The organism is Herbaspirillum sp. B65 (assembly GCF_000333555.1).
In the GTDB taxonomy this organism is placed as follows: Bacteria; Pseudomonadota; Gammaproteobacteria; order Burkholderiales; family Burkholderiaceae_D; genus Herbaspirillum; species Herbaspirillum rubrisubalbicans.
The window spans coordinates 1-12,989 of the sequence record NZ_BADI01000744.1; the positions used below are offsets into that span (position 1 = coordinate 1).

The 12,989-nt window shown below is 62.4% G+C and carries 13 protein-coding genes; 5 read left to right on the forward strand and 8 right to left on the reverse strand.

Going from position 1 to position 12,989, the window contains the following annotated elements; translation table 11 throughout:
- Window positions 1–1,024: 1,024 nt before the first annotated feature.
- The 3 genes from I5W_RS17370 to I5W_RS17380 all read right to left on the reverse strand — a co-directional run bounded on the left by I5W_RS17370 (window position 1,025) and on the right by I5W_RS17380 (window position 2,776).
- Complete coding sequence (locus I5W_RS17370) at window positions 1,025–1,384, reverse strand: response regulator (protein ID WP_044530165.1); 360 nt, start codon at window positions 1,382–1,384, stop codon at window positions 1,025–1,027.
- Window positions 1,385–1,475: 91 nt separating this feature from the next.
- Window positions 1,476–1,868, reverse strand: a complete 393-nt coding sequence (locus I5W_RS17375) for a hypothetical protein (protein WP_044530158.1) — start codon at window positions 1,866–1,868, stop codon at window positions 1,476–1,478.
- Window positions 1,869–1,915: 47 nt separating this feature from the next.
- Window positions 1,916–2,776, reverse strand: coding sequence for an SDR family oxidoreductase (locus I5W_RS17380; RefSeq protein ID WP_017452317.1), 861 nt, complete (start codon window positions 2,774–2,776; stop codon window positions 1,916–1,918).
- Between the two features lie 294 nt (window positions 2,777–3,070).
- Between I5W_RS17380 and I5W_RS17385 the strand changes: the two genes are divergently transcribed.
- From I5W_RS17385 to I5W_RS17400, 4 genes are read left to right on the forward strand one after another with little or no spacing between them, the layout of a single operon-like run.
- Window positions 3,071–4,387, forward strand: coding sequence for a SpoIIE family protein phosphatase (locus tag I5W_RS17385; RefSeq protein ID WP_044530159.1), 1,317 nt, complete (start codon window positions 3,071–3,073; stop codon window positions 4,385–4,387).
- Entirely contained in the window at window positions 4,384–4,947 is a 564-nt protein-coding gene (locus tag I5W_RS17390; RefSeq protein WP_017452308.1) for a SiaB family protein kinase, read from the forward strand. Before I5W_RS17385 ends, I5W_RS17390 begins: the two co-directional genes overlap by 4 nt.
- A gap of 57 nt (window positions 4,948–5,004) precedes the next feature.
- On the forward strand, window positions 5,005–5,394 hold the full coding sequence (locus tag I5W_RS17395; protein ID WP_044530160.1) for a DUF1987 domain-containing protein: 390 nt from the start codon (window positions 5,005–5,007) through the stop codon (window positions 5,392–5,394).
- Window positions 5,394–6,116: a GGDEF domain-containing protein gene (locus I5W_RS17400; protein WP_017452306.1), complete on the forward strand. Its 723-nt coding sequence runs from the start codon at window positions 5,394–5,396 to the stop codon at window positions 6,114–6,116. The genes I5W_RS17395 and I5W_RS17400 overlap by 1 nt, the downstream gene beginning before the upstream one ends.
- A 62-nt stretch (window positions 6,117–6,178) precedes the next feature.
- Here the strand turns inward: I5W_RS17400 and I5W_RS17405 are convergent, their stop codons facing one another.
- From I5W_RS17405 to I5W_RS17420, 4 genes are all read right to left on the reverse strand, one after another.
- Window positions 6,179–6,814, reverse strand: coding sequence for a response regulator transcription factor (locus I5W_RS17405; protein ID WP_044530161.1), 636 nt, complete (start codon window positions 6,812–6,814; stop codon window positions 6,179–6,181).
- Between the two features lie 344 nt (window positions 6,815–7,158).
- Window positions 7,159–8,523, reverse strand: coding sequence for an HD domain-containing phosphohydrolase (locus I5W_RS17410; protein ID WP_252717082.1), 1,365 nt, complete (start codon window positions 8,521–8,523; stop codon window positions 7,159–7,161).
- The gene (locus I5W_RS17415; protein ID WP_026052070.1) at window positions 8,520–9,881 is read right to left on the reverse strand and encodes an ATP-binding protein; all 1,362 of its coding nucleotides are present in this window, start codon (window positions 9,879–9,881) and stop codon (window positions 8,520–8,522) included. Before I5W_RS17415 ends, I5W_RS17410 begins: the two co-directional genes overlap by 4 nt.
- Window positions 9,882–9,935: 54 nt before the next feature.
- A complete protein-coding gene (locus tag I5W_RS17420; RefSeq protein ID WP_044530162.1) occupies window positions 9,936–10,433 on the reverse strand; it encodes a PAS domain-containing protein in 498 nt (165 codons plus the stop codon).
- A 370-nt stretch (window positions 10,434–10,803) separates the two neighbouring features.
- Between I5W_RS17420 and I5W_RS17425 the strand changes: the two genes are divergently transcribed.
- Window positions 10,804–12,438 carry an EAL domain-containing protein gene (locus I5W_RS17425; protein WP_044530163.1) on the forward strand — a complete coding sequence of 545 codons (1,635 nt, stop codon included), beginning with the start codon at window positions 10,804–10,806 and terminating at the stop codon, window positions 12,436–12,438.
- Window positions 12,439–12,484: 46 nt separating this feature from the next.
- Here I5W_RS17425 and I5W_RS17430 read toward each other — a convergent pair.
- Window positions 12,485–12,989: bacteriohemerythrin (locus tag I5W_RS17430; protein WP_252717083.1), on the reverse strand; the 505-nt coding region annotated here is incomplete at its 5' end.

Below are 12,989 nucleotides of genomic sequence, written 5' to 3' on the forward strand. Positions count from 1 at the left end.
GTCCTGAGCACCGACGAATTGAAGACCTACGTTGACGCTCATGCCCCGGCCTCGCCCATGCGTCGCGNNCAGGCGGTGCAGCCCAAGGCGCCGCAGCAGCAGGGCCGGCCCTCGCTGCGCTGGGTCGCGCTTGAACTGGCGCCGCTGACGGTGGAAGACAACTTGCGCCAGTTGCTGGCGCGTCGTCTGGTGCGCGAGGGGCGGGTGGAGGAAGCCCTGCCTTACTTCCCGGATGAACGCGATGAACGTTTCGTCCAGAGCAGCTACGACGACCAGGGCCGTGAAATCCCGGTCACCTGGCGCCTGCGCGCCAAGGCCCGCGAATACGGCCAGGCACTGGAGCGCGCCCACCACGCCTGGCGCGCCACCAGCCGCGCCCAGGGCTGGTATGAGGCGGCCGTGATCGCACGACGCCAGGGTATGGAAATCATGGGCTATGAACAGGGACCGGATTACGCCATCTATGGCGGCAGCTATGCGGGGGGCGCCGGTCGGGGCGTGGGTCTGTATCTGGATGAAACCAAGCCGGTGGCGGACACGCCCCAGGCACGCGCCCAGGCCGACCTGCCGGGGCCCCTGGTGACCGCGGGCGAGCGCCAGCGTTACGCGGCCAGCGAAGCCAAGCCCTACCAGCGCTTCCACTATCGCGCCATCGCTGCCGGCTATGCCATGCAGGCCGCAGACGAATTGCCGGCGCGCTCGCAGGCCTTTGCTGCGGTGCTGTGCCAGGGTGTCAATTTCGTGGCCGATGATCCTGCGCGCGCACAGCCGCTTTACCTGCGCTACGTCAAACAGGGGGCCGCCGTGCCATTCTCGGTGGACTTCGGGCAGAACTGCGTGGAGCCGGATTTTGCGGCGGCAGCGCGCTTCCCGTATCGCCAGGCCTGGCGCGCGACGCGACATTGGGTGGGGCAGCATCGCGCCGTGAGTGCGGCGCTATTGCTGGCGCTGGTGGTGGGGGCTGGTTGGGGCGCGGCGCACTGGCGGCGCCAGCGCCGCGCTGTATAGAAACGCTAAGAAGGCCCTAGTTGACCAGTTCGCGCTTCAATTCGGAGATCAGGGCCGGGTTGAGGGCGCCGGCACACAGGAAGGCCGGCCACTGGCCCTTGACCAGGTTCATCTCGCGTTCATCGCGGCATAGCAGGATCACGGGCACATCCGCCAGGTTCTGCCGGGCCTTGAGGTAGTGCGCCAGGCGCAGACCGCTCATGCCGTCCATGGCCAATTGCGCCAGCACCACGTCGGGCCGGTCCAGCGCGATGTGCTCGATGGCATCGTTGCCGTTGCTGGCGATCTGGATGTCGATGTCGTTGATGGCCAGCCATTCGGTCAGGGCACGGCTGACCTCGGGCTGAGGCGTAGCGATCAGGGCGGTCTTGTGCATGACGGGACTCGACAGATAGTCAGTGGACAAGCTCATCATGCCCTGGGGGCAACAGCGCGGCCATCGGGTTTTTCCTGATGGCCGCTGGTGACTAAGCCATCTCGCTCATCGCCTCGCAGCTTTCGGCACAGCGGCGGCAGGCTGCCGCACATTCCTGCAGGCCGGCATCGTCACTGCAGCGGTCCTGGCATTGGCGGCACACCTGGGCACACACCGCGCAGATCTGGCGGCAATACTGCGAGCCCGCCAGTTGCCAGTTGGCCGAGAGCTGGCATAACTCGGCGCATTCCACCAGCAGTCGCACATCGTCTGCGGCCAGCTCCTGCGCGGCTGCCGGGCTGATGCCAAAGGCTGCCTTGCGGCAGGTATCGTGACATTGCTGGCAGGCTTGCATACAGGTGAGCATGGAAGATGAGGACGAACTCATCTGCTGGCTGGACTGGTCGACATTGCCGGTGTCGAAAACGGTCTGGGTAAGATTCATGATGCGTTCCTTGTATGGGTGGGGATGAGCGATGTTTGCAGACATGCTCAGGTATTGACGATCTCGCCGCCATTGGGATGCAGCACCTGCCCGGTCATGTAGGAGGCGCCTTCGGTGGCCAGGAAGACATAGGCCGGCGCCACTTCGTCGGGCTGCCCCGGTCGGCCCAGCGGGACGTTCTTGCCGAAGCTGGCGACTTCTTCCTCGCTGAAGCTGGATGGAATCAGCGGGGTCCAGATCGGACCCGGCGCCACCGCATTGACGTGGATGCCGGCGGCGGCCAGTTGCTGCGACAGCGAGCGCGTGAAGGCCACGATGGCGCCCTTGGTAGCGGCATAGTCGACCAGGTGCTTGCTGCCGCGATAGGCGGTCACGGAGGTGGTGTTGATGATGCGCGCACCCCGGGTGAGGAAGGGCATGGCTTCCTTGACCATGTAGAACATCGAGAAGATGTTGGTGCGGAAGGTATGTTCCAGCTGCTCCTGTGAAATCTGCTCGATGCTCTTGGCCGGATACTGTTGGGCCGCATTGTTGACCAGCACGTCCAGGCGACCATAGGCCTCCATCACCGCGCGCACGGCACTGCGGCAGAACTCGGGCGAACCGACGTCGCCCGGCAGCAGCAGGCAGGGGGCATCCAGGCCCTGTACCTGCTGCTGGGTCTGGCGGGCATCCTCTTCTTCATCCAGGTAGACGATGGCCAGGCGTGCGCCTTCGCGCGCATAGGCCAATGCCACGGCGCGACCGATGCCGCTGTCGCCACCGGTGATGAGCGCCACCTTGCCGGCCAGGCGCCGGCCGGGTTCGCCGGCCGGTGCGCTGTGCGGGCGCGGCTGCATCTGCTGCTCGCTGCCGGGTTGATGGGCTTGATGCTGGGCGGGCACGCCCTCGGGTCGGGTATCGCTCATGCTGTCCTCCGTGATGTGATCCCCCATGGTAGGAAACCGGCGTGGCGCAGTATGTAGGCCGGCGCCGTGATGTGGACGCGGCGCGCGGATGACGGCGGTGCAGGAGGGACTGAAGATGAGTCGCTGTTGTCGGTGGGAAATATGATCCACTTCGGTGGACCCTCTTTCAGTCTTTCATTTCGTCTGTCTCGTGGAGGATGCACTACGCCTGTTACTTGAAACGGCTCGTGTCACAGGCTCGTCATCCTGTCGCCCATCAGCGACACAGTCACATTGTTGTCACAGGAATGAAATATGATCCGCGGTCTATCCAAAATCACGACGCGGGCGAGTACGGTGGAAAGTCATTTCAGTCTGACTCCGGTCATGGGGAACAAGTTGTTCCAGCCGACAGCAGGTGCGCTGGCGGTAGAGGTGCCGGTAGTCCAGTTCGATGAGAACAATGCGACCGTGCTGGAAATCTTCGGCCAGCACAAGGAACTGGTGAGTCTGCCAGTGGTGGAGCAGCAGCGGCCGATCGGCTTGATCAGCCGGCATATCTTCATGTCCCAGATGTCCAAGCCGTATCACCGTGAGCTGTATGAGCGCAAGAGCTGCATCGCGTTCATGGACAAGAATCCCCTCATCGTCGAAGCCGATACCCCCATCGAAACCCTGGGCGCGCTGGCCGTGGCCTCGGGGGACAAGACCCTGGCCGATGGCTTCCTGATCGTCGAGCAAGGTCGCTTGGTCGGACTGGGCGCTGGTTTGGCGCTGATGCGCGAACTGGTGGCCATGCAGGAAGAAAAAAACCGCCAGGTCATGCAGAGCATCGACTACGCCAGCGTGATCCAGCGCGCCATGTTGAGCACTTCGCGCGCCGCCATGAGCCAGGCGCTGGCTGATGCCTGCCTGGTCTGGGAGCCACGCGACGTGGTCGGTGGCGACTTCTATCATTTCGAAGGCCATGCCGATGGCTGGTTTGCCGCCGTCGGCGATTGCACCGGCCATGGCGTGCCGGGCGCCTTCCTGACCCTGATCGCATCGTCGTCGCTCAAGCAGGCGCTGGAGCTGCACGGCCCGCATGATCCGGCACGCCTGATGCGCGAGGTCAATCGCAGCATGAAGCGGGTGCTGGGCCAGCATGGGCAGGCCGACAAACCTTCCGAATCCGACGATGGCATGGATGCCTGCTTCTTCTGGTTCGACAGCACTACCCGTGCCCTCACCAGCAGCAGCGCCAAGATGCCGCTGTTCCTGTTGGTGGCCGACGGTACCGAGGTGTTGACGGTGGAAGGCAAGCGCGTGGGCCTGGGTTACGTCGACACCCCCGAGGACATGCAATGGGACAACCACAGCCAGGTGATCGAACCGGGCGCCATGGTGTTCGTCTGCACCGATGGTGTGATCGACCAGATCGGCGGCCCCAAGCACATCGCCTTCGGCAAGCAGCGTTTGCGGCGCACGTTGCTGGAGCATGGTCGCCTGGCGATGCCGGCGCTGGGACGCATGGTGATGGATATCCATGCGCATTACCAGGGCAGCCAGCGGCGCCGCGACGATATCTGCTTTTTCGCTGCCCGTCCGGGCGGCACCTCCCTTCAAGACAGTCAACACGGAATACAAGCATGAACGGTATCCAGCAGGAGTGGGCGGAGTTCCACAGCTATGTCGCCCGGCGCGACATCGTCTTTTACTACGTCGGTTATTTTTCCCAGACCATCATCGCCGCCATGGCCGAGGCCGTGAAGTTGCGTGCCGAGCATACCGGTGCGCTGGCACAGACACGACGCAAGCTGTTTTCTTCCTTCATCGAGATGGCGCAGAATATCGTTCACTATTCGGCCGATCTGCATGAAAAAGAGGGCAAGGTCACCGAGCCACCGATGCGCCATGGCGCCGTCTTCATCACCCAGACCGATGGCCACTATTTCCTGCATTGCGCCAATCCGGTCGATGCCGACATGGCCGACAAGCTGCGTGTCAAGCTGGAACACCTGCGCTCGCTGACCAATGATGAGATCAAGGCCGCCTATAAGGAAATGCTGCGTTCCGATACGCCGCCCGACAGCAAGGGGGCCGGGCTGGGCTTCCTGACGGTGGCGCGCGATGCCAGCGCGCCGCTGGACTTCGAATTTTCGCAGCCTGGCGCCGATGGCGAGCAGACCTTCTATCTCAGGGCCACCATCTGATGGCCAACTTTCAGGCGGGTGCCAGTCAGGCCCGCCGGTATCCGGAATCAAGACATCATGGACAATTTATTCATCGCCGCCAGCGCCAGCTCCCCTGAAGTGGATTTCCGCTTCGACCAGCGCACGCTTTCGCTGAAGGGCGAATCCTATCCCGAGAATGCCGCCCAGTTCTGGGGCGACATCATCACCTCCCTGCGTCGCTTCCTGGCCGATGACCAGGAGGGCAGCTCCATCACCGTCAACGTGGCCCTGGCTTACTTCAACAGTTCCAGCACCAAGATGTTGTTCTCGTTGTTCGATGCCTTGAACGAGAAGGCAGAAGCCGGCACCGAAGTCGTCCTCAACTGGTATCACGATGAGGAAGACGACACCATCTTCGAATTCGGCCAGGAGTTGCAGGAAGACTTCGCCGCGCTGGTCTTCCACGATCACGCGGTACAGAGCTGATGGAAGAGGTCGACCTTTTCCACGCCGAAGCCCAGGCCTTGCGCCGTGCCTCCGAGGTGCTGGCCGATGCCGCCAGCGATGCGGCCGCCCATCGTGCCGCGCTGGAAGAACTGGTGCAGCACTATGGCCAGTTGATGCGCCAGAGCCGTCGCCTGATTTCGCGCAGCGACCGCACCGAGCGCGAACTGAACCTGCTCAATACGCGCCTGAAGCAGTTGAGCGACGAGCTCGATTACAAGGCCAGGCATGACAATCTCACCGGTGCTCTCAATCGCGGCGCGGTATTTGAACGGGCGCACCAGATCCTGGAACAATCCTCGATGTCGCTGATCGTGCTGGACATCGATTTCTTCAAGCGCATCAACGATGAATTCGGCCATCCCACGGGCGACGCCGTGATCCGCGAACTGGTCGGCCGCTTGCGTACCACCCTGGCCGACACCGGCGTGATCGGACGCGTCGGGGGCGAGGAATTCACCATCCTGCTGCCGGACATGGTGCTGGAACAGGCGGTGGTCCTGGCCGGCAAGATCCGCCAGGCGATTGCCGGCGAGCGCTTCCAGTGCCTGCCGGCGCGGGCGGTCACCTCCAGCTTCGGCGTGGCCTGGGCCGTGGCCGGCAGTGATTTCGAAGACGCCTATGCACGTGCTGACCAAGCCTTGTACCAGGCCAAGCGCGGCGGTCGCAATCGGGTGGAGTCCGAGGATACGGTGGCCGGTTAAGGCGTTGCATCCCCGCAGCGGGGAGGGGTCTGCGGCGCCTGAGGCCGCAGACCGGGACTTCTTCAGTAGCGCGTCATCGCCGCCACCAGCGCGGCCAGGGAACCGGCATTCATCTTGCGCATGACCTGCTGGCGATGCGCCTTCACGGTACGTTCGGAGGTACCCAGTTCGGCGGCGATCTGCTTGTTCAGACGCCCCTTCACCAGCCGCTCCAGCACTTCGCGTTCACGCCGGGTCAGGGTCTTGAGGCGTTCGTGATGTTCCTGCCGCTGTTGCATCTGCGGGCCGGACTCGTCAAATGGCATCAGCGCCCCTCGAAATGCCGCCACCAGTTGCTCGCGCAGCATCGGCTGCTCGTGCTTGCCGGCGCCGGCATCCATGTCGCTGTGCTGGCCGCTCGACAGCGCATTGCTTCTGGCTTCTTGCTGCATCATGGCCGACGGTTCGCCGGTGATGACAATCAGGGGCCGGCCTGTTTCACGTTGATCCAGCAGCGAACGCAATTGTGGGGCGTCCACGTCCTGCATATGAACTTCCAGGACCAGTCCGCGTGGCGTACCTCCGGTGGCCTGCTGCAGGAACTGGTCGGCCGAGGGGTGGTGGGCGACATGGAATCCGGCGGCTTCCAGCAGGCGGACCAGCGGTCCACCCAGCGAATCTTCACCACCAACGATGTGAGCGAGATGTGCAGTTGTCATGTTTTTCTTCCTTGACCGATCGGACGCATCGAACGGAGCTAATGGGCTTCACCGCCCCTCGTTGCGGCAGCCTGGGCACCGGATAACGAGGACATGCGGGAAGAAAAACGCAGTTTCGCTGTGATGTCGAACTTGGTCGACAAAAACCAGAATTCAGTAGGGATAGCTCGAAAAAATTCTAGATGACAAGCCAGCCGGTTTTGTCCGATGGCCGCTGACCCCTGGTGCGATGGCAGGTGTCGGAGCCAGGGTAGGCTGGGGAGGGGCGGGAAGAGGTCGATATGAAGATTAATTCTGCTGCCGCCCGGCCCAGGCGGTCTGGCCTGGCGCGGGGAAGGTGCTGCTCATGCCATGCTGACGTTTAGTGCAACAGTATCCTGGCCTTCAAACGGCATTTCATCAATCACCTCGAAGCGCCGCAGGCGCGCCAGGATGGCTTCGTCGAGGACGTGTCCTTTGTGNAGCAGCAAGACCCCCGAGTGGGTGCGCAGATCCTCGGCCAGTTTCATGCCCACACGCAGATCTTGCGGTGATAGCAGTCTGGTCTGCTGTTCCAGTTCCAGGCGCTGTTCTTCCATCATGGCGATGAAGGTTTCCACCACCAGTGGATCGTAGCGATGGTTGGCATGGGAGCGCAGCATGGCCAGGGCCTTTTCGACCGAGACGTTGTTGCTGGTGATGCCGCCATTGCACAGTCCTTCGAAGTCACGCACCACGGCCAGGATGCGCGAGCCTAGCGGAATGGCATCGCCCGACAGGCTTTCCGGCACGCCGCGGCCATCGTAGCGTTCATGCTGGTGGCGGATGATCTCGCCGGCCTCGGCCAGGGTCGGGATCGGCGTCAACAGCATCTGGCCCTTGACCGGATGCCACAGGAAGCGCTGCAGTTCCTCGCTGCTCATCTTTTCGATGGGCTTGCGCACCAGTTCATCGGACAGGTCCAGCTTGCCGATGCCATGCAGCATCCCGGCCATCATGGCGTCCTTGGCGTGATGGCTGGTCATGCCCATGCGCAGCGAGAGCTGTTCGCACCAGCGGGCTACCCGCGCCGACTGACCAGTGGCCAGGCCCGCGCGCAATTCGCTGATGTCGGAGAACACCTGCATCATGGCCAGGAAGGCTTTCTGCTCTTCTTCCTGGCCGCTTTCCAGGAACATCACGGTCTGCCGCAGTTCTTCGGTGCGCGCCTGGACCTGGCGTTCCAGCTGGCGATTGAAGTCGGCCAGTTGCAGGTTCTGCTCGCGCACCTTGCGTTCCAGCGCCATCTTTTGCTTGCGCAATTGCTGTTCTTCCAGCGCATGGGTGACCGTCATCAAGAGCTCGCGGTCGTCCCAGGGCTTGGCCAGGTAGTGGTTGATGCCACCATCGTTGATGGCCGAGATGGTGCTGCCGATCTCGGAATAACCGGTCAAGAGGATGCGCATGGTGGCCGGCCAGCGCTGGCGCACCTGGGCCAGGAACTGGGCGCCGTTCATGCCGGGCATCCGCATGTCGGAGATCACCAGATCGACCTCGGCGCTGGCCAGGATGTCCAGGCCGGCTTCGGCGCTGGTGGCGGTCAGCAACTGATAGCCCTGGGGCCGGAAGGTACGCTTCAAGGCCGACAGGATGCTCTGCTCATCGTCCACCAGCAGCACGCACGGCGGCGGCAGGGCGAACGGGTCGGCTTGTTGCAGGGTCTGGATTTCCTGGCTGTGGATAGCGCTCATGATGCTTCTCCTGGTTCGCCCAGGACGCCAACAGGCGTCTGGACGCTGGCGGGATCGATGGGCAATTCGATCCGAAAGGTGGTGCCTTGGCCCGGTTCACTGCAGACATGAATATCGCCGCCATGCTTCTTGATGATGCCGTAGGACAGCGACAGTCCAAGGCCGGTCCCGCTGCCGACCGGCTTGGTAGTGAAGAAAGGTTCGAAGATGCGGTTGATGTGTTCCGGCGCGATGCCGTGGCCGGTATCGCTGATGCTCACGGCCACCCGGTCGCCATGCCGTTCGGTGCGGATGGTCACGCTGCCGCGTTCGCTGATGGCCTGGGCGGCATTGACCAGCAGGTTCATGAAGACCTGGTTCAGTTCCGAGGCCAGGCACTTGACCATGGGCAGTTCGCCATATTGCTTGACGATGTTGACCTTGTACTTCAATTCGTTGTTGGCGATGTTGAGGGTGCTGTCCAGGCCGCGATGCAGGTCGGCCATCTGCCAGTTGCTCTCGCCGGTGCGCGAGAAATCCTTGAGCGACTGCACGATGTTCTTGACCCGTTGCAAGCCTTCGTTGGACTCGGACAAGAGATCGGTGACGTCTTCGCTCAGGAATTGCAGGTCAGCGCGGTCTTCGAAGGATTGCAGTTCGGATTGCGCCACGCTGCTGGGCAGCTTGCCACCAGCCACGCACTGGTAGAGCTTGATTCCTTCCAGGAGCGTGGCGACATAATTGCCCAGGGTATTGAGGTTGGCGTTGACGAAGCCGATCGGGTTGTTGATCTCGTGCGCCACGCCGGCGGCGAGCTGGCCGATGGAGGCCAGTTTTTCCGACTGCAGCAACTGCGCCTGCGCCATCTTGAGTTGCTCGATCAGGGCGCGTTGTTCTTCGGCCTGGCGTTGCAGGGCGTCTTCCAGTTGCTTGCGCCCGGTGATGTCGGTCATCAGTCCGATCACTTCCAGCGGGGTGCCGCTGGCATCCCGGATCAGGCGCAGCGTGTCATGCATCCACAGGTAGCTGCCGTCGCGGGTACGGAAGCGGTATTCATAGATCTTCTGGTCTTCCACGAACAGCATGGCCAGGCTGGAAAAGATGTTGGCGGTGTCGTCGGGATGGATGTGATTGAACCAGAAGTTGGGATCGTCCAGCATTTCCTGGGGCTCGTAGCCCAGCACCCGGGAGGCGTTCTCGCTGACGAAGGTCAACCGGAAATCGCCCGAGGGCACACTGCTGTAGATGATGGCCGGGGTGTTGCCGATGATATGCCGGTAGCGGGCGTTGGATTTCACCAGGGCCTGGATGTCGGGAGCCCCATCCACAGTGGAGCAACGGGCGCACTCGCTGGCCATCAATGCATCGCAATGTCCCATGATCGCCTCCCTCAGCGATAGCTCCGGATCAGGGGCCGGAGCACAGCCCCGTGTTCATGCTGTGCGGCCCATGATCAGTGCCTGCAGCTTGCTGCCCAGGCTGGCCGGCCCTACTTCGCCACGCTGCATGGCCAGACGTTCGCTTTCCTTCGTCAAGGCACGATAGGCCTGCTCTGCAGCCTGGATTTCGCTGCGGCTGGGCTTGGTGCGCACCGACATGTAGCCGGTGCATACGCCGCGTTCCCAGATTGGCGTGACATTGGCCCTGACCCAATAGAAGTCGCCATTCTTGCAGCGGTTCTTGAGCAAGCCGGTCCAGGGCTGGCACGCCTTGAGGTGGCTCCACAGGTCGGCGAAGATCAGCTCCGGCATGTCCGGGTGGCGCACGATGTTTTGCGGCGCACCGATCAGTTCTTGCTCGGTAAAGCCACTGATGGCAATGAAGGCAGGATTGATGTACGTGATGCGGCCCCCGGTGTCGGTACGGGAGACGATGGAGGCGTGGGCATCGATGTCGCGCTCATGCTCGGTGACTGGCAGGTTGAGGCGCATGATCAATTCCTGAAAAATTGATGGGTGGAATCATTAAAACACAAATTCATTTAATTTGCTGAAAAATGATTGCTCATGTGCGCGGCCAGGGAATCCGTTGTGCCGTTCCAACTGAGTTGTCATTCGGAAAAGTCCGCTCGTGCGGTCCCGCGTTATTGCGCTTAGTCCTTGAAAATGAAGGGAAAAATAAAATCGCGCAGAGCTCAGGAGAAGATTTCTTCCCGATGTGCGGGAAAATGTGTAATAACGCCATAAAATGTTTAAATTGATTTATTTGTTAATTTCAGCTCTAATGATGGGCATTAACTGTGCAGTATGTGATGTGTATCGGCCTTTGACGGGGAACAGGGGCTAGCAGGAAGGAGCGGATGTGAAGAATAAAAGCAAGGTAGTGGCGCTGGCGCTGGTGGCCACGGTCGTTGCCGCCATCGCACCGGTGGTGGGAATGCTGTGGCTATCACGCCAGGCGGTGAGCCAGGCCGAGCACGAACGGCTGGCGCGCTATGCCCAAACCGTGGTGGAACGCGCCGAGAGCACCTTCCAGGCCACCCAGCGCTCGCTCAAGAGCCTCTCGCCGCTGCTGTTGCATCCCTGCTCGGATGAGCATATCGCGCAGATGCGCATGATTGCCGTCTATTCCAATGCCATCGAGGAGATGGGGTATTACGAATACGGTCAGCTCAAGTGCACTTCCTGGGAGCGCAATGTACAGGCGCAGCGGCGTGCGCAGCCAAGACCCTTGTTTACGACCCGCGAGGGCGTGGGCGTGGCGCCGCAGCAGCCCTCTTTCGTTGCCGGTGGCCCCAGCATGATGTCGATCCAGTACGGTTCCCACGCTGCCCTGGTACATCGCGATCGTTTCGTCGACGTGGTGCTGGAAGATGGCGTGCACGTGGTGCTGGCGCGCAATGGTTTCGGACAGGTGGCCCAGTACGGGATACCGATCGACCCCGGCATAGCGGCACATGCGCTGCACGGCGTGGGGCAACAGGATGTCGATGGTTTCTTTGTCTCTACCGTCAGCCGCGATGGCTGGACGGCGGCGGCCATCATCGATGGCCAGCAGGTGCTCGACAGCATGACCAGCGAGCAGCGCTGGTTCCTGCCGGTGGGGGTGCTGCTGGGACTGGCCTTGGTGCTGCTGGTGGTGCGCGTGTCGCAGGCGCGCCTGTCGCCACTGGCCGAACTGCAACTGGCAGTGCGCAAGCGCGAATTCATCGTCTGTTACCAACCCATCATCGAGCTCGATAGTGGCCGCTGCGTGGGCGCCGAAGCGCTGATCCGCTGGAAGCGCCCGGATGGCAGCATCGTGCGGCCCGACCTGTTCATTCCCCTGGCCGAGGAAAGCGGCCTGATCCTGCCGCTGACCGACCTGGTCATCGAAACCGTGGTGGCCGAACTCGGCGCCACCCTGCGCGCTGACCGTGCCCTGCACGTGGCCATCAACGTGGCGGCCCAGGACATCAAGACCGGTCGCATCCTGGAAGTGGTCGGCAAGAATCTGGCGGGCACCGATATCCGTACCGAGCAGATCTGGATGGAAGCCACCGAGCGCGGTTGCATGGACATCGCTTCGGCCCGCGTTACCCTGGCCCGGGCGCGCGAGCTGGGACACTCGATGGCGCTGGATGACTTCGGTACCGGTTATTCCAACCTGCAATACCTGCAGGGCCTGCCCATGGATGCGCTCAAGATCGACAAGTCCTTCGTCAGCACCATCGGCACCGGGGCGGCCACCAGTGCCGTGATCGATCACATCATCGCCATGGCCAAGAGCCTGGACCTGTACATCGTCGCCGAAGGCGTGGAGACGCTGGAACAGGCCGCCTACCTGAGCCAGCAGGAGGTCGACTTCGTGCAGGGCTGGCTGTTTGCCAAGCCCATGCCGGCTGGTGAGTTCGTCGATTTCTATCGGGCCACCTTGGCCGACTATGGCACCGGGCCGGAGATCATTCGCGGGCCGTATCCGGCCAACGAGCCGGCCTCCCCGCTCAAGCAGGTGTGACGGGGCGGTATCGGCCAGGCGCTTCTGTACCTGGCCGAGGGCGCGCTCATGTCTTCCCTGGCACGCCCCCTTGTTGGCGCAATGCCAGGGCCAACTCCTGATCCATGCCCGACATGTGACGAATCAGCATGGCCGGGATCATCCCCATGACGATGTCCACCAGCGGTGCGTTGCCATCCTCCAGGTAAGGCCGCAATCGATGCAGCAGCGCCAGCAGTTCGGCGTGATCGCGGCGATGGGCGTGCAGGCCGGGGTAGGTGATGTCGTCCATCATCTTTTCTTCTTCCCGGAACCCTTCTTCGATCTGCGCCACCAGCGCCGAATAGCCGCTGGCAAAGCGTTCTGGCGGCACCAGGATCAAGGCCGAGATGCTCTCCAGCACCTGGCGATGCTCGGCATCCATCTCGGCCAGCAGGGCCGGGATGCGCTGGTTCAGCAGGGCGGTGTCCACAGACGGGGGCAGCGCAACATCGGGATCGGCAGTATGGGCCATGGCCAGCCTCCTGGGGCAGGGCGCGACCGAACGCTGGTCGGGGCGGAGACATTCATGT

Coding starts and splice junctions, on each gene's coding strand:
- I5W_RS17415 (WP_026052070.1), bottom strand. CDS start 9,881: ATGGGACATTGCGATGCATTGATGGCCAGCGAGTGCGCCCGTTGCTCC.
- I5W_RS17400 (WP_017452306.1), top strand. CDS start 5,394: ATGGAAGAGGTCGACCTTTTCCACGCCGAAGCCCAGGCCTTGCGCCGT.
- I5W_RS17405 (WP_044530161.1), bottom strand. CDS start 6,814: ATGACAACTGCACATCTCGCTCACATCGTTGGTGGTGAAGATTCGCTG.
- I5W_RS17370 (WP_044530165.1), bottom strand. CDS start 1,384: ATGCACAAGACCGCCCTGATCGCTACGCCTCAGCCCGAGGTCAGCCGT.
- I5W_RS17380 (WP_017452317.1), bottom strand. CDS start 2,776: ATGAGCGATACCCGACCCGAGGGCGTGCCCGCCCAGCATCAAGCCCAT.
- I5W_RS17395 (WP_044530160.1), top strand. CDS start 5,005: ATGGACAATTTATTCATCGCCGCCAGCGCCAGCTCCCCTGAAGTGGAT.
- I5W_RS17390 (WP_017452308.1), top strand. CDS start 4,384: ATGAACGGTATCCAGCAGGAGTGGGCGGAGTTCCACAGCTATGTCGCC.
- I5W_RS17420 (WP_044530162.1), bottom strand. CDS start 10,433: ATGCGCCTCAACCTGCCAGTCACCGAGCATGAGCGCGACATCGATGCC.
- I5W_RS17375 (WP_044530158.1), bottom strand. CDS start 1,868: ATGAATCTTACCCAGACCGTTTTCGACACCGGCAATGTCGACCAGTCC.
- I5W_RS17385 (WP_044530159.1), top strand. CDS start 3,071: ATGATCCGCGGTCTATCCAAAATCACGACGCGGGCGAGTACGGTGGAA.